This window comes from Vibrio tapetis subsp. tapetis, assembly GCF_900233005.1.
Lineage (GTDB): Bacteria > Pseudomonadota > Gammaproteobacteria > Enterobacterales > Vibrionaceae > Vibrio > Vibrio tapetis.
The window spans coordinates 783,639-805,887 of sequence record NZ_LT960611.1; the positions used below are offsets into that span (position 1 = coordinate 783,639).

Genomic DNA, 22,249 nt, shown 5'->3' on the forward strand with positions numbered 1-22,249 from the left:
CCGTAATGGGGATACTCCTTACGGCTCTTTCGATCTTTCTAAAACAAGCTAGTTATTCAACCAGTTATAATAGTTCATCCCAACTTGTTTTAATGGCTCAATCCCACTTGAATGCATCTCGAGATAAAAGCTCTGATACGATATCAGCAGATGACGATACCCCTGACAAACCGAAAGCTCCCACGTCACCAACGTGTACATCAATGGTCTGAGTTAAGCCGGTTTCTGGCGTCACGACGAGCTCAATCGTCTCATTGTCTGACGCAATTGACGCATTTACGTGGGTGAGAAGATTAGTTAGATCAGTTCCATCAATTACGTCTGGGAGGATGTCTCTAAAATCAAGTTTATCACCGCCAGCGAGCTCAAAATCAGAGACTTCATCATGGCCGGCAACCGAGTTTGTTTCATCTTGATGCCAAATGAAAATATCATTTCCTGAGCCGCCAGTGAGGATATCATCCCCTTCACCACCCGTTAGGAAGTCGTCTCCCTCAAGCCCATACAAACTATCTGAGCCTGCTGTTCCTGTGATAGAGTTTGCTGAGTCATCACCTATGTGTTCAGAGACTTTTAACGTCCCGTTTCCAAGCATACGAATGATTTGGTCAGCGCTAGACAAAGCTGAAGCATTTGGGTGTTCAAGCAAAGTATTCAGGTTCATCGATTCAAATTCAATGGTTTGAATCACGCCAGCTCCATCGTTTATCGACAACAAAACATTTGAGCCAGCTTCAACTAATGAAATGCTGCTGGTCAACGCGTTTAAGTTTGCTAACGAGTCTACAGACACGATACCACCAATATCAATGCTATCATTTGATGCATCAAATTCACGGATAATATCTCGCCCAGGAAGTCCATTGACTAGCCCCAAAGAACCTGAGAGCCATACAAACGTGTCTTGGGAGCTAGCAGAAGAACCAAGTGGATCACCAAACATAACTTCATTGTTGGCCGTCCCCGTTAGGATGTCTGCGCCTGTTGTCACCACACCATTATAGAAAGCCCCGTCTACATCTATCGTTACTGTTTCTTGAGTCACGGCTCCATGAGTATCCGTCACCTGAATGGTAAAGATCTCCTGACCCGATGATCCAGCTTTCAAGGATGTTGCGCCCGGCTTTGATTCATCAATGTTGTACGTCCAAGCTCCAGTTTGATCAATCGACAACGTACCGTACGTGCCTTCTTGATCAACAATGGACCAAACTAAGTCGGTATTATTGCTATCTGCATCAGAAGCGGTGAAGCTACCTAAGGCTTGTGTTGTATAACCAACAATCGCATTACCCGTCGCTATTACACTTGTTATTTGTGGTGCATCGTTTCGTCCTGTTACTTCGATAGAGACTGTTTGATTCTTAGTTGCACCGCTAGAATCAGATACCTGAACAACAAATAACTCACTATCTGTTTCACCTTGCCCTAGAGCATCACTACCTGAAAGAGTATTGTCTATTTGATACTCCCAATTACCCGTTAATTGATTAAGAACAAAATGTCCATATTGGCCTTCAGCACTTCCAACGAGCGTCCATGTGTGGGTATCGTTTGTATCCGTATCAACGGCGCTTAGTGAACCACCAACGTGAGCCGCAGCATCTTGAGTCGTCGACGTTGAAGTATCTCCAGAAATAGAAGGAAGATCATTCGAGCCCGAAACGTCTATCGTTACCTCTTTTGTCACGGTATCTGTGCCATCAAACAAGGTGACTGTAAACGTATCTTGTTCCGTTTGACCTTGCGCTAAGCCTTGTACTGCAGCGGATGAGTTTGCCAAGGTATAGATCCACTGACCATTAGCATCAACGGTTAAACTCCCATAAGTACCTGCGCCGCCCCCTTGAACACCCCAGGTGTGGCTGTCATTTACATCAATATCAGTGAAATCCAAATCACCTTGTTGAGTAGCGGTTCCATCTTCAACGACGCTTCCCGTTGTTGGCCCCGTTATAGTAGGAAGATCGTTGGTACCGTTAACGGTAATCGTCACATCTTGAGTATGGCTAACGTTGTGTTGATCGGTGACTTTCACTTGGTAGGTAATGTCAATCGATTCACCATTACCAAGCGCTTGGATATCGCTATGAGTATTTGTAAGGTTAAAGCTCCACTTACCATTTTGATCAATCGACATATCGCCATATGGTGAAGTATTGCTTAGCAGTGTCCATGTATGAGTATCTGCCGTTTGAAGAACGTCTGGGTCGCCAGTTTCCAATTGACCCGTTAGCATGGTATTTGTATCTTCATTGGCATCTGCAGTAAGATTACCCGATATTTCAGGAGCATCATTCTCGCCATTGATAGTAATATCAACCGAAATTGTGTCCGTTCCCCCAAAGGCATCCATCACTGTAATTATTGCGGTATCCGTAATGCTCGAACCTTTCGCTAGGCTATTTACCGTCGCGTTATCGCTGTCAATCGTGTAAATCCACACACCTGTTGTCGGATTAACAACCAAGGCGCCGTAACTGGCCGAAGTAGTCACGCTATAGCTGTGACTGTCACTTTCATCGAGATCGCTAGTTACTAAGTTTCCAGTCGCCGTCAGGGTTTGGGTTTCTGAAACAACCCCCGTAGAGTCGCCGGATACTTCTGGTCGATCATTTGTGCCCTTTATTTCAATGGTCACGGTTTCTCGAGTGGTAACACCAAAGCTGTCCACCGCTGTGACAATAAAGCTTTCCGTTACAATGTCACTCGGTGATAACTCCTGCACATGTGGCTGCGTGTTGTATAAACTGTATGTCCAATCACCGTCACTCGTTATTTCAAACTGGCCATATGTGCCTTGAAGTGCATTACCACCACTGGCTGTTTTGGCGATGAAGCTTGCAGTGTCATCCGTATTAGATTCAACGGCGACTAAGCTGCCTGTTGTAACGATCGCGGTATCCTCAACTGAATCTCCGGTTAGATCGCCAGTAATAACTGGCTCAAGGTTCGACCCAGCTATCGTAATGGTTACAGGCTTAACAGACTCTAACCCCAGTGCATCGACCACTTTGACATTGAATATGTCTGTGAGTGTCTCGGTTTCGCCTAGATTCTTAACCGCGTCGATGCTTTTATCTAGCTCGTAGCGATATTGCCCTGTTACAGGATCTAGAATCAGCTTACCGTACGTTCCATCTTGTTCGTTAGCCGTCGTTTCATCTGGTAGGCTCCAGGTATGGGTATCTGTTACATCAACGTCACCATCATTCAAATTGCCCACTATTTGACTATCATCATCTGTATTGCTGATGGTAGCGGCCAATTCGCCAGTAATGTTAGGCCCATCATTCGAACCATTAACGACGACGTTGATCTGCATTTTAACGGGATCACCGTTACTATCGACGGTTGTTTTACCAAACTCATCCACAACAACTTCAAATATCTCGGTTAATGATTCACCCACATTTAGTCGATCAACGGCAGGAATCGAGCTATTTAAATTGTACGTCCAATCACCAGCCTCATTTAACGTCAGTGTTCCATAATCACCAGCCCCCGACGCCAAATGCCAAGCAGGATCGCCTAACTCTGCGGGTGCCACTAATGTGCCCGATTTTGAAATATCAGTGTCTTCCGTGACGTTCACGGTCTCAACAACTGGATCAGAGATTTCGACGTCGTCCGCGGTACCTTTAATATCAATGGTGATGGTTTGCGTACCGGTATCGTTAGCCTCTCCTGATGAATCCTTCACCTCAACAGAAAAAGTGTCTTGCAATGTTTCGCCATGATCAAGAGCTTGAACGGTTGCGTTGTTATTATCCAGAATGTAATCCCAACGACCAGTGATAGGGTTTAATTCAAGGTGTCCGTATAAGCCTTGAACGATGTTATCGCCATCTGTATCTGCTGATAAAGACCAGGTATGACTATCACCACTATCGTTATCATCAACTAACAACTGACCCGATTCTGCTGTTAGCGCATCCTCGGTAACCGCCCCTGAGATTTGTCCGGTCACCGACGGTTGATCGTTTGGTGTCCCACCGCCTCCAGGGCCTGTGCCATCGTCTGCACCCAACACTGTGATCACCACTGGATACGTAGCTGAAACACCGCCAGCCGTATCTTTGGCAGTCACATAAAAGGTGTCTGTTGCTGAATCCCCTGCGACAAGGCCACTCGTTGCAGGTTTAGAATCGTCCAGTACAAATGTCCAAATGCCATTAGAATCTATGGTCAATTGGCCATAAGATCCATCGACTGGCGAGACACTCCACTCACTAACCGTATCAAGTACATCAACATCGGTCGCGTAAACCATGCCTTGGGTCGTTTCCCATGTGCTGTCTTTCGCTACCCGGCCAGTATCCTCACCTAAAACGATGGGTAAATCATTAGTCCCTTGAATTGTGATAGTCAGAGGTTGATTCACCACTCCACCAAACTCATCAAACGCATGAACGTTAAATACTTCTGTGTGGGTGTCTCCTTCGCGCAAGCCTTGTACGTTCTCTGAATTGTTATCGACTACATACGACCACACGCCAGCATCATTAATAGTCAAAGTGCCTAAGTTGCCCGTTATCGTCGCACTGATAAATTTAACTGTGTCTTCGGCGTCTGTATCGGTTCCACTCGCCACATCAGTGTCGATATCTACTGATGTAATTGTGCCTGACAATGGGCTAGCGGTAACATCCTCTTCGAATGTCGCTGTAGTATCACCGCCTAATGTTGGCTTATCATTCGTCCCTTGAATCGTCACTACAACATTTTTCGACGCGGTTAACCCTGCTGAGTCTGTCACCGTTACAGAAAAAGTTTCTGTAATGGAGGTGGTGGGCGATAAAGCTTGGATTGCAGGCGCATTCATATCGGTTACAGAATATGTCCAAACACCGGCAGAGTTGATGGTGAGACTACCGTAAACACCAGTGGCATCATCTATGCTCCAATTCGATGTATCATGTACATCTGGGTCGCCGGATTTTAGTTTTCCAGATACAGATGTCGCACCATCTTCAGTGATAGTACCTGTAACATTCGAGCCTACGAGAGTCGGCGCATCGTTTGTTCCGGTGATCGTCACTTCAACTTGTGCGGTACTGACTTGCCCAAAGCTGTCACTTACTTGAACCGTAAACGTATCAGTAACAATATCGCCGCTATCTAAGCCATTTACAGAAGAAGCCGCATCATTTAACACAAATGTCCACTTGCCATTCGCATCTATTGACATGGTTCCGTACGTGCCGGTTGGCTCAACGATCAACCAATCATGGCTGTCAGACCCATCAGGATCACCTGAATCTAACTGGCCAATCACTTTATTGTCGACTCCTGTGCCGACAAGTTCGGTAATGGTGCCGGTTTCATCGCCAACAATCAGCGGGGAAGTATTGGTACCGACAACATTAATAGTGATGACTTGAGTGTCTGTTCCGCCATTTCCATCTGAGACTTCTATCGTGAACGGATCATTCACGACTTCACCAGCATCTAGCGCAACGGTTTCTGTTTTTGTAGAGTCAAGCGTATAAGTCCACATCCCAGTCGTTTCATCAATACTTAATGTGCCATACGTACCTAATAACGATCCCGCAAGGCCTGTTCCGGTTTGAACCTTCCAGCTATGGGAATCCGTTGTATCAACGTCCAATGCAACCAATTTACCGCTGGTTTCTTGTTGACCAGAAACCGCTTCTATAACCGTTCCCGAGTTGGGGCCTGTGATAGTCGGGTCATCATTATTACCGTTTATCGTCACCACGATATTCTTTTCAGTTTTCGCTCCGTGACTGTCTTCTACGGTCACCCGGAAAGTCTCGGTAAGTGTTTCACTATCAGCCAAAGCTTGAACTTGAGCTTTTGTATTGTCTAATGTGTATGTCCAATTACCCGCAGGGGTCAACACGAGCTCTCCATATCGGCCTGAAGGATTTAGAGCTTCATATACATGAGTATCGTCCGCATCTACATCACCATCAGTTAATATCCCAGTTACAATCAAGCCAATATCTTCAGTAGCATCCCCCGTCAAGTCGCCTTCCAATGTTGGTATGTCATTGGCACCAAAAATAGAAACTTTGACCGTTTTCGTTTTTGATGCTCCTTCCTGGTCTTCAACCTTCACTTGATACGATTCAATCACTTTGTCACCAGCATCCAGATGTTGGGCTGCGCCATTGTTTAACGTAAACGTCCATTTTCCTGTCGCCGATAATACAAATGTTCCCAAGCTTGAGGCAGGCGAAGACACCACTGTCCAAGTGTGAGTATCTCCTACATCTTTATCTCCGTGATAAAGCTGTTTGGTTATACTCAGTGTGCCATCTTCAGTCACATCCCCTCTTCGGGAACCCCCTAACCTAGGCGCATCGTTTGTCCCTGTAATTGTGATACTTATTAGCTGAGTATCAGTACCACCTTTCCCATCGTCGACAATAATAGTGAAAAAATCTTTTTTGGTGTCGCCTTCACCAATCCGCTGGACACGATTACTGCCGTTGTTCAGGTTATATGTCCATTCACCATTCGCATCGATAGACAAGCTACCAAAATTACCAACGCCTCCACCACTCACCGACCACGAGTGATCATCAATAACATCGACATCCGCTACTGCTAAAGTGCCAGTAGCAGTATAGGTAGTATCTTCTTTGACGTTACCCGATGAGTCGCCGGAAATAGTCGGTTGGTCATTATCACCCTTAATGGTAATCGTAACGCTTTGATTAGTAATACCACCGTAGGTGTCTGCAACTTTGATGTTAAATATTTCTGTAACCGTTTCATTTTCTGCTAGCTTTTGAGCTTCTGCGTTATCTAAGGTATATACCCACTTTCCTGTCAATGGGTTAAATGAAAACAAGCCGTAAGGCGTATCAGTAGCGCTTGTCAAAGTCATCGTGACGGAGTCAGGAACATCAGCATCCGATGCGACTATGGTTCCATCAACTGATAAAGTCGTATCTTCCTCAACCACCCCAACGACGTCGCCTGTAACCGTTGGCAGATCATTCGTTCCTGTAACGGTTAGATTAATGACCTGTTCAACAAACCCACCATGGTTATCACTTAAGCGAACGGTAAATGATTCACTCACAAGTTCACCTTGATGTAACGAATCCACGCGGGTGCTCACTAGGGTATAAGTCCACAACCCATTTGGGTCGATAGACAGGTCTCCATAGGTACCTGTTCCGCCACCATTCACAGACCAAGACAGGGTGTCTAACAAATCAATATCATCAAACACTAACTGACCCGTTGCCACAGTCGTCACGTCTTCGACAGTCGCTCCCGATGTCACACCAGAGGTAATAACGGGGGTATCGTTGTCACCCTTAATAGTGACCGTAACAACTTGAGTATCGGTTAAATCTCCATCACTGACTTGAATCGTAAAGGTATCTGTTACAAATTGGCCTTCTGACAATGACTGTACAACGGTATCGTTATTATTCAGGACATAAGTCCACTTGCCATTCGCATCCAAAGAAAAACTACCGTAAGTCGGAGTTCCAGTGGTGACATTCGTCCACGTCATATCAGATGACACATCGTGGTCAGGATCGCTCGCAACTAAGGTTCCTGTCGTTTGATAACTCGGGGTGTCCTCTTCAAGCGAGCCCGTTACACCGACTGCCGAATTGATAACCGGAGCATCGTTGGTACCCTGAATAATGATTTCAACCGAGCTTGGCGTACCATCTATAGAGGTGATATTGAAAGTGTGTCGGACTTCATCTCCAACTTGCATTGAATCAAACGCGCTGTTAGCAAGAAAAGACCAATTACCATTCGATAACAAAGTTAGAGTGCCAATAGGCCCTGAAACCGTTGCAGGCGTAAAGGTGTTATCTGGGTTATCAACATCGACGCTGGTTAATGTGCCTGTAGAGGTGAGCGCTACATCGGTTTCAGCGAGTACTTTACTCACGGAAGAAACCGTCGCGGAATCGTTCGTACCCGTCACAGTAATAGTCAATGTTGTTGTATCTGTGCCACCGGCCTCATCGGTCACTGTTACAGGGACAACGACTTCAAGTATTTCGTTTTCAGAAAGAAAGTCGTAACTACTTGCATCAAATATGTAGCTGCCATCCGTATTAAGTGTCAGCCCAGCAGCTGTACTAGTTGTTGTAAAGCTAAGTGAATTGCCTACTGGAAGATCTACATCACTCGCCGTGACATGACCCGCGATCATATTATCTTCAACAACTGCATCAACTTTAGCGACCGCGACCGGGTCATCGTTGGTACCTGTTATTGTGATGGTTAATAATGTCGTATCAGTACCACCAGATTCATCAGTGACGGTAACAGGTACAATAATATCCAACTTCTCGTTTTTAGATAAACTGTCGTAGCTAGACGCGTCAAATGTATATGAGCCATCAGAGTTAAACGTTAATCCCGTGGCTGTCGACGTTGTCGTAAACGTTAGATTACTACCCGATGGCAAATCGACATCCGACGCGGTTACAACACTATTTAAAATCGCGTCTTCAAGTACACCGGCAGTGGCAATGTTTGCCACAGGATCGTCATTCGTACCTGTAATGGTAATGGTCAGCGTTGTGGTGTCTGTCCCGCCAGCTTCATCGGTGACAGTAACAGGCACGACGATATCTAGCGTTTCGTCTTTAGATAAACTGTCGTAACTAGACGCATCAAAAGTATAGCTTCCATCAGAGTTAAACGTTAACCCTGTGGCCGTCGATGTGGTTGAAAACGTAAGATCACTACTTGATGGCAGATCAACATCCGATGCCGTAACAACACCTGTTAAATTCGAATCTTCAAGCACATCAGCGGTGGCGATGTTAGCGACCGGATCGTCGTTTGTGCCCGTAATGGTAATGGTCAATGTTGTAGTGTCTGTCCCACCAACTTCATCGGTAACCGTCACAGGCACGACGATATCTAGCGTTTCGTCTTTGGATAAGCTGTCGTAGCTAGAAGCATCAAAACTATAGCTTCCATCAGAGTTAAACGTTAACCCTGTGGCTGTCGATGTCGTTGAGAACGTGAGGTTACTGTTTGATGGCAGATCAACACCCGTTAAATTCGAATCTTCAAGCACATCAGTGGCGGCGATGTTAGCGACCGGATCGTCGTTTGTGCCTGTGACGGTAATCGTCAACGTTGTGGTGTCTGTCCCGCCGACTTCATCAGTAACCGTCACAGGCACGACGATATCTAGCGTTTCGCCTTTGGATAGGCTGTCGTAGCTAGACGCATCAAAACTATAAGTTCCATCAGAATTAAACGTTAACCCTGTGGCTGTCGATGTCGTTGAGAACATGAGGTTACTGCTTGATGGCAGATCAACATCCGATGCCGTGACAACACCCGTTAAATTCGAATCTTCAAGCACATCAGTAACCGTCACAGGTACGACGATATCTAGCGTTTCGCCTTTGGATAAACTGTCGTAGCTAGACGCATCAAAACTGTAGGTTCCATCAGAGTTGAACGTTAACCCTGTGGCTGTCGATGTCGTTGAGAACGTGAGGTTACTGCTTGATGGCAGATCAACATCCGATGCCGTAACAACCCCCGTTAAATTCGAATCTTCAAGCACATCAGTGGCGGCGATGGTAGCGACCGGATCGTCGTTTGTGCCCGTAATGGTAATCGTCAACGTTGTGGTGTCTGTCCCGCCTACTTCATCGGTAACCGTCACAGGTACGACGATATCTAGCGTTTCGCCTTTGGATAAGCTGTCGTAACTAGACGCATCAAAACTGTATGTTCCATCAGAGTTAAACGTTAATCCTGTGGCTGTCGATGTAGTTGTAAACGTCAAGCTTCTGTCTGATGGCAGATCAACATCCGATGCCGTAACAACACCCGTTAAATTCGAATCTTCAAGCACATCAGCGGTGGCGATGTTAGCGACCGGATCGTCGTTTGTGCCAGTAATGGTAATGGTCAATGTTGTGGTGTCTGTCCCACCCACTTCATCGGTAACCGTCACAGGTACGACGATATCTAGTGTTTCGTCTTTGGATAAACTATCGTAACTAGACGCATCAAATGTATAGGTTCCATCAGAATTGAGCGTTAACCCTGTAGCCGTACTGGTGGTGGTAAAACTCAGCGAGCTACCAGAAGGTAAATCAACGTCCGTTGCTGTTAGTTGACCCGATATGCTGGCGTCTTCAGTCACCGCATCAATTTTTGATACGGCAACCGGATCGTCATTTGTCCCAGTGACAGTAATGGTCAGTGTTGTGGTGTCTGTCCCGCCAACTTCATCGGTAACCGTCACAGGTACGATGATATCTAGTGTTTCATCTTTGGATAAACTGTCGTAGCTAGAGGCATCAAAACTATAGGTTCCATCAGAGTTAAAAGTTAATCCTGTGGCCGTCGATGTAGTTGTAAACGTCAAGCTTCTGTCTGATGGCAGATCAACATCCGATGCTGTAACAACACCCGTTAAATTCGAATCTTCAAGCACATCAGCGGTGGCGATGTTAGCGACCGGATCGTCGTTTGTGCCTGTGATGGTAATCATCAACGTTGTGGTGTCTGTCCCGCCAACTTCATCGGTAACCGTCACAGGAACGACGATATCTAATGTTTCGTCTTTGGATAGACTGTCGTAACTAGACGCATCAAATGTATAGGATCCATCAGAATTGAGCGTTAACCCTGTAGCCGTACTGGTGGTGGTAAAACTCAGCGAGCTACCAGAAGGTAAATCAACGTCCGTTGCTGTTAGTTGACCCGATATGCTGGCGTCTTCAGTCACTGCATCAGTTTTTGATACGGCGACCGGATCGTCATTTGTCCCAGTGACAGTAATGGTTAATGTTGTGGTGTCTGTCCCGCCTACTTCATCGGTAACGGTAACAGGCGCAACGATGTCTAGCTCTTCACCTTCCGACAAACTGTCGTAGCTAGAGGCATCAAAACTATAGGTTCCATCAGAATTAAACGTTAACCCAGTGGCTGTCGACGTAGTGGTAAACGTCAAGCTGCTGCCTGATGGTAAATCTAGGTCTGATGCAATAATGTTTCCAGAAATCACATTGTCTTCGAGCACTCTTTCTGAAGAGGCTAACGCACTAGGAAGAAGGTTTGTATTGACCGCAGAACGTAACGCATTCAATAGCGCAACACTTTGAGTTTCGGATAACCCCTGCGTTTGCACTCCATCAGTCTCAAAAAAGGTACTTGCAAGAACTTGAGCACCCGTTCGCTCTATCTCTCCAACCCCTCCAATGCTTGACCCTTGTGGACCATCCCCAGCAGCAGGTGCGAATTCCTCTGCTAGAGTCGGATCATCTCCCGCCTCCAATGCTGCGAAAATTTGGCCTATTTCATCATCAACTTTAAGAGCGTCTAGTTCGCTCTCTTCATCAATCAACCCGCCGGGAAGCACATCGGTATCATTTAACCAAACGGGAGAATCCCCAGAAGTTAACACTAGCTCTCCCGGAAGCAAAATATAATCTAGGTCAACAAGTTTAGTATTCCCGCTAGCATCTAGGATGATGATTCGACCAGGTCCTGTAGCGCCCAAATTTAAAAGCGAACGAATAGAACTCATACTTTGCAACTCCATAAAATACAACAAACAGAGTTAACATTGGCACTTCTTTACAGCGCAACACCAGCATAAAGCGCTCTATTATTATTTAAACAAATTAGCTACGCGTTCATATGCAGGAGTTTGTTACGGTGATGGAATAACACAAGCATGGCTTCAATACATGCCAACTCTTTCTAAACCATCATAGCGTAACAACTTGTCAACGTTAAATTGTAAGTATATGTATTAAAGGGTGAGGATCTATATCAAAAGTAAGAATCGGAGGATTTAGTTGATATTTGTGTCAATAATAAGGGCAAATTAACAATAATGAGACGATAAACTCGAAAGTGCACTGATGTAGATTGACTACTCGACGGAAGATGAGGCCTAACAATAGAGCCTAGACTGCCTAATGGAAAGTAACAAACAAATTATCCCTTTGATTTTATTTGCCCTATGGGTCGCAAATAATCCTAATCATCCCTACAGATAAAAACCAACAATTTGCAATTAATGTATAAATACACAAGACTAGAAGATGTGCATCGATCTTTAAAACCGACGTCTAGTTGGGCAATTGATAATGTATCGAATAATGAATGCGACAGGGACGCTTTAAAAAATAATTAAAGCGGTCAAATTCCACAAGGAACAAAAAAATGGATGAATTTAGTATTAACCCCCGAAGGATAGTTTTGTGTGCCATGCTTGCGCTTCTGACATCGCATCATTCGCTCGCACAAGAAACGACATACATAGAAACGCCTGTTGCAAATCAAAAAGCAGACCTAACAGACGACGATTATGATGGAGTGATTAATGCCCGTGACCTCTGTAGCGGAACACCACGTACTGCATTAGTTAACAACGAAGGATGCGAAGAATACTACGAAAACAGAGAACAAAAGCAGCTCAAAGTTTTGTTCGGTAACAATGAAACTGAGATATCACCAATATTCTTAACACAAATAAGAACCATGGCTGAATTTTTGGATATCTATCCAGAAACAAAAATCGAACTTCAAGGGTTTGCAAGTCGAACGGGTAATGCAGCACATAACTTAGAGCTATCCAAAACACGAGCTCAAAATGTAAGACGCGCCCTAATTGGTTACGGTGTGAGCCACACAAGAATTAAAACCGTCGGCTTTGGTGACTCGGTTCTAGCAGTAGAGGGAGACAGCAAAGCTAACCAAGCGATGAATAGACGAGTAACCGCATCCGTCGTCGGCTTCAAAGGTGATGTAGTTAAAGAGTGGACTATATTTACTGTACGGAAGAAATAATTCCAAATAAGCAAGGCCGTGGTTATCTCACTTTGCTCTTTCTAAACCTCACTTGATGCATGATTTTTGCTTATCATTTATTTTCAGGCTGTTTGGTTAATGGATAGCTTCTGTAAGCGAAAGCTTGTGTTAACCCTGACCTAAGTGGTACTTGAAAACCGATATAAAAAACCGCGTTCATGCGGTTTTTTACGGCTTGTTATCAAACCCAGCTTCATAACCTAATTTGATAATACGGCACATTAGAGACTCTAAAAAAATCATTTACTACTTTACTGTGTCCGGCATTACGCCCCTGCATTCATATGATCTTATATTTGGAATTGACCTCACAGTATCAAAATCACTTGTCTTCGTTTCAATACTCACTAAAGCACACCCTGATGCATATTGGATAAATCGATAAACACCAATTAAAACACACCACCATCAATATAGTTACGAATCTTATTTTTTAACTACTATTATCAGCAAGTTAGAATAGTACCGCAAAGAATTTGAACGCAATCGATAAAATCGCTGATGTGGTATTTCCTATCATTTTCAATCAAGCAAATATCACACCGTCAATAATCCACACTCTTCACAATAGTCTCAGAAATGAGAACCATATTACGCTAATATATACGCAATAATTTAGAATTTATCACTGGGGAATTGCTGCAATGAATATCCGATTGTGCGCTATTGCAGTATTTATAGGCGGATCTATATCGGCTCATGCTCAAACATTAGAGCAAGCTATTGCAATAACTTTGGCAACAAACCCTGAGATCAAAAGTGCCTTTAATGACTATATGAGTTATCAAAAAGATAATGAGTCAGCGACAGGGGCATATCGACCAAAAATCAACCTAGACGCAGGTGTGGGGTTCGAAAGTGTCGATTCCGTATCAAATAGCCGGACAAACCTTAATAGAAAAGACGCTACATTGTCTTTAAACCAGTTAATTTGGGATGGCTCATCGACACTGAATAATATTGATCGAACCGCAGCGGAAACCGAATCAATGCGCTTTCAATTGATTGCCAATGCTCAAGATAAAGCCTTGGCTGTTGCTAGCATTTATTTAGACGCTGTAAAAGCGAACGAAATACTTAAGCTGTCTGAAAGCAACCTTGCCGTCCATAAAAAAATCTACAACGACATAAAACGCAGGGCCGAATCGGGCATTGGGTCAACTGCAGATGTATCTCAAGTAGAAGCTCGTCTTGCTAAAGCTCACGGTAATCTTTTAGCCGCGCAAAACAATTTATTTGATACCCACACCCAGTTTACGAGGCTTGTAGGACAAAGACCGCAAGGTTTAGTCTTCCCACGAGCCGATGTCACCGCTTTACCGCTAACCTTTCAGCAAGCATTGGTAAGCGCTTATTCTATTCATCCTGTTATCAAAGTAGCGAGTGCAGACGTCGATGCTGCAAGATTTCAATATGAGCAAACCAAAGGGGTTAACTACCCTACTTTGTCTTTTGAAGCTGCTCAAACTTGGCGAGATGATGCGGGAGGTCTAGAAGGTAGCAGTAATGAAACCAGCGCTATGCTGCGAGTTCGATACAACCTCTATAACGGTGGTAGTGATGAAGCAAACTCGGAGCGAGCGGCTTACCAGCTAAATAAAGCGAAAGACTTACGCGACAGAACTCATCGAAATATTCAAGAAAGCTTGCAACTCTCCTGGAGCGCTTTGGATCTTACACTTCAACAAAAAGAATTCCTAGAAGACCATGTAGACTCTGCCTCCAATACAGTAATTGCTTACGAAAAACAGTATCGAATTGGCAAACGAACATTACTCGATTTACTTAACACTGAAAACGAACTTTTCGAAGCACGTAAAGCCTATGTTGATGCCAATTACGCAGAACAGCTAGCTAAATACCGTGTGATGAACGCCAGCGGTAATCTGCTCGATGCACTTCGTGTCGATATCCCTGAAGAATGGACCAAGAGCCAAAATTACTAGAGAGTCTTATGAAACACCTATTAATACTACTTTCCATTGTTGTAGGTAGCACTGCGAGTGCTGCGTCAAACAATATTGATGAGCAATACGATTATTTGGAAACGCCCGTTTCAAATCAAATCGCGGACCTAGCCGATCAAGATCTCGACGGAGTAATTAACGCCAGAGATCTGTGCAAAAACACCCCCGCCGGAGCTGAGATAGACAATAATGGGTGCGAGACCTACTACGAAGCCACGGAGAAAAAGCAACTAAAGGTTCTATTTGCTAATAACTCGACGGAAATATCACCACTTTTTATCACTCAAGTAAGAACCATGGCCGAATTTCTTACCGCTTACCCTGACACATCCATTGAGTTGCAAGGTTTTGCCAGTAAAACAGGCAACGCGGAACACAATTTGGCGCTATCAAAGCAAAGAGCAACCAATGTACGCAAAGCACTTATTAGCTATGGTGTAAGTCACACACGTATAAAGACTGTAGGTTTTGGAGACACCATAACTGCAGCTGAAGGCAATACGGATACCACTCACGCCCTCAACCGTCGAGTTGTAGCAACCGTTGTTGGCTTCCATGGCGAAGTCGCCAAAGAGTGGACCATATTTACGACAATAGCGAAGTAGCATTCAAACAACGCTAAACATTTCAAGTATTGTAATAAAGTGATACTCTAGCGCCGTCTTACATCTATGGAATTCAAAAATGACTAAATTAACCGGTGATCTTCAAGCAAACCTTGAATTATTCGTTACAGAAACTAAGCAGAACAAACTTGTTTGGGGCCTTCGAAACGATGAAGGTTGGTTAGCTTGTGACTCAACTGAGTTTGAAAACAGCGAAGTCATGCCATTTTGGTCTTCAAAAGAAGACGCAGCGGCTCATAATGTTGAAGAATGGGCTGATTTTGAAGTACTGGAAATCCCATTAGACATTTTTGTTGAAGATTGGTTAATCACACTTTCTGAAGACGGTGTACTGGTTGGTAGCAACTGGAATGCTGAACTTCAAGGTAAAGAAATCGAACCAGGCGAGCTGGCGAAGCTTTACCTATAACCATGACTCAAGAAGCGGCATAACATGCCGCTTTTTTATATTTAACATAGATCTTCATTCAAGAACTTCTAGTTTGCAGACCATGATTACCCGTCAAGCTTATCTTATGCAGTTGCTTTTGTTGCATCCAATTTCACCACCCACTTCACCAATTTCATATTAATTTTGTTAATAAAATATATATAATTCAATTAGTGACAAATGCCCTTTGCATTTGAATATCAGCACGTAACATAGCCACTTATTATTCAAGTGCGAGCATATCAATGAAATCCAAACTAACGGTATTAATTCTAGCCGTCATAATGAGTCAATCCGTTTACGCATTTGATCGAGATAGCTGGGATAAGCTTCTGGGAACTCAAGGCAATGACAATGCAACATTAGCCATGCTGCAAGAAAGATATATAGCGCTCCCTAACGGAGGAGAACGACTATACATATCAACGTTAATTCACCGATTTCTGAGTGTACGTGGACAACCCTATTTTGGGGTAACCAAAGATACCGCTTCCAGCTACGATAGATTCCAATCGAATCTAATCGCAGCGCTTAACGATGAACAAAACAACCAAAATCAGTCGTCCTATGCCAAATTACGAAACCTATTAAACCAAACAAAAGCCAACCACGATTACAACGCCCGAACCGTTATAGAGTACCAATTATGTCGGCTTTTAAGCCGTATGGGAGAACACCATAGTGCAAAGTTTTACTGCAATTCGGCGAGATCTCATCTAGAGCAAATGGACGACCCATTCATTCCTCTACGTCACCTATATCGCTTAACTGCAAATAATCATGATTATTTAGGTAACTACGAGTTAGCGCTTAATGACTACTTTCAAGTGATCGATCAAGCAAAGTCATACCACGATAACTCTGGCATCTATAACGACGTAGGCAATTTACTTACCGATATGGGCGAATACGAACAAGCATTAAAGTACTTAACGCTCGCCTATGACCAACGACGCCATGGCAACACTCTACCGCTCGCCGTCGCTCAAGTATTGCATAGCCTCGCAAACCTATATTATGAAATGGGCAACTACGATACTTCTCTTGAACACTATGACCAATCTCTTGCCCTATTAAAACAAGTCGACCACCAATACGGAATCGCTCTGGCCTATATTGGTTTAGGAAAGCTACATACAAAGTATGGGAATCATGATCTGAGTAATGCATATCTACATCAGGCTTTAGATATGGCATCAGAACAAAATAACCGAGCGATGAAAATAAAAATCACGCTGTATCTTAGTCAGGCTTACCAAGCACAGAACATCAACAATGTAGCCATTGAATATGCCCAAACAGCTCTAGAATATGCACAGAACGATGCTCTCTATATCTATGAATCTAAAGCACTACGTCAGCTTTCTGAGTTGTTTGAATTAAACGCCCAACCCAAGCTTGCATTAAAATATTATAAGCAATTTCATAAACTCGAAGTCAACAAGCATACCATCGACAATCGCAATGCTTTTGAAGCACTTGACCTCAGTAAATCTAGATTAGTAGAAGAACTTGAAAACTCAAAACTTGTTCTGAAAAACACGTCTCAGAAACTAGAGTTAGACAATTTGCAACAACAAAACCTAGCCTATGGTTTATTCATTGCTCTGCTCGGATTAATGATTACCGCTATGATCTACGCGAATAAAAAAGTACGTCGTCTCGCCGAACACGACGCATTAACTCATACGTTAAGCAGAATGGGGGCGGTAGCTAACATACGGGCGCAAGGTCCCATAGGAAGCCCAGATAAAAAACACGTGTTAGTGCTATTCGATTTAGACAAGTTCAAGCTGATCAACGATTCGTACGGCCACCCTACTGGTGACCGAGCCTTAAAGCATGTTGCGCAAAGCATCAATTTACATCTAAATAAGAACGAATTTATCGGCCGTCTTGGTGGTGAAGAGTTTATCGTGTTGTTAACTGGTGTGGCGGAATCTGACGTGCGCAATAGAGTAGAAATGTTACGAATGGCTATTTCGAGCCAACCTCTTTTCTCTGACGATGAAGTGCCTATTCATTTGTCAGCCAGTTTCTCATTCTTAGCGACATCAGAGGATCTGGCAGAGTTTGATGTATTATATTCAATACTGGATCAGGCACTATACCAAGCGAAACAAAATGGTCGTGACTGCGTTATTGATGCCTATCACGACCCTGTCGATGTTATGCCCTACGCTGCTTCTCGACCAACGCTTGCATAATGGATTCTCGGTCATTCAAGTAATCTTCAAGACCTGCCTTTCTTAAATCGCAAGAAGGGCAATCACCACAACCGTCGCCAATAATACCGTTGTAGCAGGTCAGTGTTTTATCACGCACCAACGATAATGACTGATATTGATCGGCCATAGCCCATGTTTCAGCCTTATTGAGCCACATCAGCGGTGTTAGAATATCAAATGGACGATCCATTCCTTGCACAAGCGCGGTGTTCATTGCTTTAACAAACTCATCACGGCAGTCTGGATAACCTGAAAAATCCGTTTCACACACGCCCGTAATGACACTCTGCGCGCCAATTTGATACGCGTATATACCTGCCAGAGTCAAAAACAAAATATTCCGGCCAGGCACAAAAGAATTAGGCAAACCATTTTCTTGCAGCTCATGAGAAACAGGAATATCGTCGCGAGTCAACGAGCTTACTGCCAGTTCGTTTAACAAGCTAACATCCATCACTTTATGCGCTTTTACGCCCAGCTCGATCGCCAGAGACTGTGCCACTTCGATTTCTAGTTTGTGGCGCTGGCCATAATCAAACGTAATCGCATGAACTTCATCATACTCTTTAAGAGCTTGAACTAAACACGTCGTGGAGTCTTGCCCGCCACTGAATACAACAACAGCTTTTTTCATGATGTTCCCTTAAGCGATATCTAAATATTTGTGAGTTTGAATCGACAAACGCCAGTTACGAGCAATGCAAGTATCAATGCACAACTGAGTTGCTCGTGGCTTCTGGCTAATAGGTTGCAATGCGATTGACGTGTTTGAGTCCAGGTTTGCTGACGCAATTAACTCATCCAACTGCTCAATATCTTTAACGGTACCGACTGGATGTTTGATTTCGTCAGCTCTTTCAAGAGCAGAAATCAAAACAGGTAACTTACCCTTCATTGCAACTTTAGGTGACACCGTAACCCATGTTGTAGTGGTCACTTTAACTTCATATGTGCCACTGGTCTCTAACTGACATTGACAGCCAATGGCTTCAAATGCTTCGCATAGGTCAATTAGGTCATAGACACAAGGCTCACCACCAGTGATCACAATATTAGTCGCGGTATAACCTTGACGTTGATACTCACTAACAATGTCTTGCCCACTGACACTGCACCATGTTGGGGTATCAGCCGTTTTAAGCATGATATCGCCGAGCGGGACTTCGTCTTGAGGTTCTGCTGTCCAAGTTTGCTTAGTGTCGCACCAAGCACAACCAACCGGGCATTCTTGTAAACGGACAAAAACAGACGGAACTCCGGTAAACGAGCCCTCACCCTGTATGGTTTCAAACATTTCGTTAATTTTGTAGCGAGTAGTCAAAACGGTATACTTTCAATTCAAATATTGGGTGGGGAATTATACGCTGAAAACCTGAGTTTGCCAGCTCGATAACCGACTTGCCACGAGAGAAATCGGCAAGTCGACTGAGTTTAATGATTATTGAATACCATCACCAAACGTGAATCTTCTGCTTCAAAATAATTTTGTTCAAGGTGGGAAAGCTCAAAACCTAGGCTCTCGTATAGCTTGCATGCACCGATATTGTCAGGATCAACAGTTAAGAACACTTGCTGGTATTGCGCTGATTGCTCACACGCATGTTTAAGTAACGCTTGGCCTACTCCTTTCCCTTGCGCACTCTCAGACACACCCACTGACAATATCCATGCTTTTTTATGAACACCTTCGTCAGACGGCGCGAGGAGTAAATAGCCAAGGACCTCATTTTGTTCAACAGTGATAGATAAGTGATCTTCATCAGCGCGACTTTTCTCTACATCACTTTTCACCACATAAAAACCACTTCCCCAGCAATCAAAGGCTTGTCTGAAAAAAAACGCTGGGTACCCATGATGACCAAATAATGCGTGTTCTATCTTTGCAACAGCATCTAAGTCATTCTTAGATGCTTTATAAATGGAATAGGGTAAAGGCATAAGTCCTAGTGTCTCTGAATTGTATTTATTCTGCATTATCTTAGTCTATTGTGGTTTGGGATTTTTTTTCAAACACAACCACACCTATTGCAAACGCCAAAATCAAAACAGCATAATGCGTAGCCTGTAAGATAAGAGATGACATAGAGCTTGAGTCAAATTGAGGGCTCAGCATACTAAACAGCATATTGATAAGGAAAATAACCGACATCCCCACAATAACTTGTCTATTTGATAAGTTTAAATACTCTCTTCTAGGTCTTAAGAAGGTAAAAACTGCGGCCAAAGAGATAACAATTGAAAGCCAATATGAGAACTCTGGACGAGGCCATACCAAGCCCAACGCCGTCACCACCAGTACCGCTATCCACCATAAAGGGGCACCCGTCAGAATATCATCTAGCTTACTGCCAATCTTTCTTTCTAAGCGGTCAAAGTGCCACACGATCAAGCCACCCAAAACAAAACCGGCAATCACATCACTGAAAAATGAACTTCCTAAATAAATGGCAGCAAATCCTTGTAACACTGGTAGGGTAAACATCACTGAAAGATAACGCCGCGCCGCATGCTCGCCAGAGACTTTTTCTAACTGGATGTAGAGCATACCAAGCACAGACACCATCAGTGCTGAGGACACACTTGGCATTCCAAAGCCAAAATGCTGAGCTAACTGCAGTTCTGGGATGTAAACAAATGGGCGTGGTAGAGCTAGGCCAATTTGAGCGACAAGGCCGAGTAAAGAAACGCAGGTCACCGCAAATACCAACTTAGCAGCAAAATTTCTACCATAGTGTAGATAAGCAAAAACTAGAGCTAAAATCAGCAACACTGGGCTTGCAATCGCATCCGCGACTAGGAAAAACTGGTGCAATACGGTTCTAATTTGGTCTGGCAAGTTGGCAATGTTTTGTTGCAACGACTGAATATAGGGTAGCTCAGATTGATGAATAGTCGGCGCCGCCTGAGAAGCTTGCTCGATAAAGGTAATGTTGTGTTCAGTAGCCCTTGAAGCCAACTTCAAAATATCGGCTACTTGGGCTGGAAAGCGATAATCTGCAGGCTGAATTCCTTCAAGGTAAGCAAGTAATACTTGATTCACTTCTATCCCGTAATGAGGTGCAAACCACGCAGGCATAATGTGTTGATGTTGATCGTTCACATAATGGAAAGCAATAACGTCAGAGTCTGATACACAATCAAATACTACGGCCTTACCCGAGTAACCCAATTGTTTTCCAACGGTTACAACTAACCCGGTCTCTTCCCATGTTTCTCTCTGAGCCGCCAAACTTGGCTCTTCGCCCGATTCTATCGTACCACCAGGTAGTGACAATTTATTGGTAATGGTTTCACGCACTAATACAATTTGCTCTTGATCGCTTTTAATCAGGCATAAAGCCCCTTTAAGCTCTGCCGGGGAATCAGCCAACGCCAATTGAGAATACAATCCAAAAACAAAGCTCAACAACACAGTTGAAATACAGCGTAACAACACATCCACTCCCTATCCGTGCTTAATTAAGCACACAAAATCGAAACACCTTCTTTTGGTAAGAGTGTGCCTCATTGGTTTTTTATAAACATACTACGTAATTGATTTTCGCATCCAATGAATATGATGCTCAAAACCAGATTTATTGTAAAAATTCACTGCGGTTTGATTAAACTGCCAAACTTCCACGAAAAGTTGCTGAACTCCACACTCTTTAAGGGATACTTCCAATCGGTTGAACAACTGAATCGCAACACCGCTGTTTCTATGTTCAACGTCGACATAAACTTCATCAATGCTCCCCATTAGCATCGACTTGACGATAGGAGAAATTAGTTCGCAAAAATGACCCGAAATAAACCCGACACAATGGTCGCATTCATCAATAGCCACATAAACAAAACATTCCGGGTTATCTAAATAGCTGGCAATGCTTTTCTCTTCTTCGACTTCTTCTGGTGTTTTGAATAGATCAGGTGAGGCTAAGTGATGATGCTCATGCAATTGATACATCATTTGATTTAACTTAGGCAGGTCAGCAAAACTTGCTGCGCGGATCGTATAAGAATGCATAAATATCTTTGTTATTTATTTTGCCTCTATAATAAAGATCAGAAGCAACTTTGCATAGATAATAGCGAATTGATCTGACAAGTCAGGTAGAAAACGTGTTTTCTCTCGCAACACGACTTTTAACTTGTCAGCACAAAAAAGGCTCTGCCAACGAACAACAGAGCCTTTCAGTTAAATAAACA

The 22,249-nt window shown here is 43.8% G+C and carries 11 protein-coding genes; 5 read left to right on the forward strand and 6 right to left on the reverse strand.

Features of this window, described 5'->3' with window-relative positions:
- Window positions 1-97: 97 nt before the first annotated feature.
- Window positions 98-11,518: a VCBS domain-containing protein gene (locus VTAP4600_RS03585; RefSeq protein WP_172443059.1), complete on the reverse strand. Its 11,421-nt coding sequence runs from the start codon at window positions 11,516-11,518 to the stop codon at window positions 98-100.
- A 689-nt stretch (window positions 11,519-12,207) separates the two neighbouring features.
- Here VTAP4600_RS03585 and VTAP4600_RS03590 point away from each other — a divergent pair.
- The 5 genes from VTAP4600_RS03590 (at window position 12,208) to VTAP4600_RS03610 (ending at window position 18,040) form a co-directional block, all read left to right on the forward strand.
- Entirely contained in the window at window positions 12,208-12,789 is a 582-nt protein-coding gene (locus VTAP4600_RS03590; protein ID WP_102523885.1) for an OmpA family protein, read from the forward strand.
- Window positions 12,790-13,454: 665 nt separating this feature from the next.
- A complete protein-coding gene (locus VTAP4600_RS03595; protein WP_102521540.1) occupies window positions 13,455-14,756 on the forward strand; it encodes a TolC family outer membrane protein in 1,302 nt (433 codons plus the stop codon).
- Window positions 14,757-14,764: 8 nt separating this feature from the next.
- Window positions 14,765-15,382, forward strand: a complete 618-nt coding sequence (locus VTAP4600_RS03600; protein WP_102521541.1) for an OmpA family protein — start codon at window positions 14,765-14,767, stop codon at window positions 15,380-15,382.
- 79 nt (window positions 15,383-15,461) lie between these two features.
- Window positions 15,462-15,812, forward strand: coding sequence for a DUF2750 domain-containing protein (locus VTAP4600_RS03605; RefSeq protein WP_102521542.1), 351 nt, complete (start codon window positions 15,462-15,464; stop codon window positions 15,810-15,812).
- A gap of 266 nt (window positions 15,813-16,078) precedes the next feature.
- On the forward strand, window positions 16,079-18,040 hold the full coding sequence (locus VTAP4600_RS03610; protein ID WP_102521543.1) for a tetratricopeptide repeat-containing diguanylate cyclase: 1,962 nt from the start codon (window positions 16,079-16,081) through the stop codon (window positions 18,038-18,040).
- Here the strand turns inward: VTAP4600_RS03610 and queC are convergent.
- From queC to VTAP4600_RS03635, 5 genes are all read right to left on the reverse strand, one after another.
- Window positions 18,003-18,695 carry a 7-cyano-7-deazaguanine synthase QueC gene (gene queC, locus VTAP4600_RS03615; protein ID WP_102521544.1) on the reverse strand — a complete coding sequence of 231 codons (693 nt, stop codon included), beginning with the start codon at window positions 18,693-18,695 and terminating at the stop codon, window positions 18,003-18,005. The genes VTAP4600_RS03610 and queC overlap by 38 nt on opposite strands.
- 9 nt (window positions 18,696-18,704) lie before the next feature.
- Window positions 18,705-19,355, reverse strand: coding sequence for a 7-carboxy-7-deazaguanine synthase QueE (queE, locus tag VTAP4600_RS03620; RefSeq protein ID WP_102523886.1), 651 nt, complete (start codon window positions 19,353-19,355; stop codon window positions 18,705-18,707).
- A 137-nt stretch (window positions 19,356-19,492) separates the two neighbouring features.
- Window positions 19,493-20,035 carry a GNAT family N-acetyltransferase gene (locus VTAP4600_RS03625; protein ID WP_231897858.1) on the reverse strand — a complete coding sequence of 181 codons (543 nt, stop codon included), beginning with the start codon at window positions 20,033-20,035 and terminating at the stop codon, window positions 19,493-19,495.
- Window positions 20,036-20,039: 4 nt separating this feature from the next.
- Entirely contained in the window at window positions 20,040-21,497 is a 1,458-nt protein-coding gene (locus VTAP4600_RS03630) for a bifunctional NUDIX hydrolase/phosphatase PAP2 family protein (RefSeq protein WP_172443060.1), read from the reverse strand.
- Window positions 21,498-21,587: 90 nt separating this feature from the next.
- The gene (locus VTAP4600_RS03635; protein WP_102521547.1) at window positions 21,588-22,067 is read right to left on the reverse strand and encodes a GNAT family N-acetyltransferase; all 480 of its coding nucleotides are present in this window, start codon (window positions 22,065-22,067) and stop codon (window positions 21,588-21,590) included.
- Window positions 22,068-22,249: the final 182 nt, after the last annotated feature.

Coding starts and splice junctions, on each gene's coding strand:
- queE (WP_102523886.1), bottom strand. CDS start 19,355: ATGTTTGAAACCATACAGGGTGAGGGCTCGTTTACCGGAGTTCCGTCT.
- VTAP4600_RS03595 (WP_102521540.1), top strand. CDS start 13,455: ATGAATATCCGATTGTGCGCTATTGCAGTATTTATAGGCGGATCTATA.
- queC (WP_102521544.1), bottom strand. CDS start 18,695: ATGAAAAAAGCTGTTGTTGTATTCAGTGGCGGGCAAGACTCCACGACG.
- VTAP4600_RS03585 (WP_172443059.1), bottom strand. CDS start 11,518: ATGAGTTCTATTCGTTCGCTTTTAAATTTGGGCGCTACAGGACCTGGT.
- VTAP4600_RS03635 (WP_102521547.1), bottom strand. CDS start 22,067: ATGCATTCTTATACGATCCGCGCAGCAAGTTTTGCTGACCTGCCTAAG.
- VTAP4600_RS03605 (WP_102521542.1), top strand. CDS start 15,462: ATGACTAAATTAACCGGTGATCTTCAAGCAAACCTTGAATTATTCGTT.
- VTAP4600_RS03610 (WP_102521543.1), top strand. CDS start 16,079: ATGAAATCCAAACTAACGGTATTAATTCTAGCCGTCATAATGAGTCAA.
- VTAP4600_RS03600 (WP_102521541.1), top strand. CDS start 14,765: ATGAAACACCTATTAATACTACTTTCCATTGTTGTAGGTAGCACTGCG.
- VTAP4600_RS03625 (WP_231897858.1), bottom strand. CDS start 20,035: ATGCAGAATAAATACAATTCAGAGACACTAGGACTTATGCCTTTACCC.
- VTAP4600_RS03590 (WP_102523885.1), top strand. CDS start 12,208: ATGCTTGCGCTTCTGACATCGCATCATTCGCTCGCACAAGAAACGACA.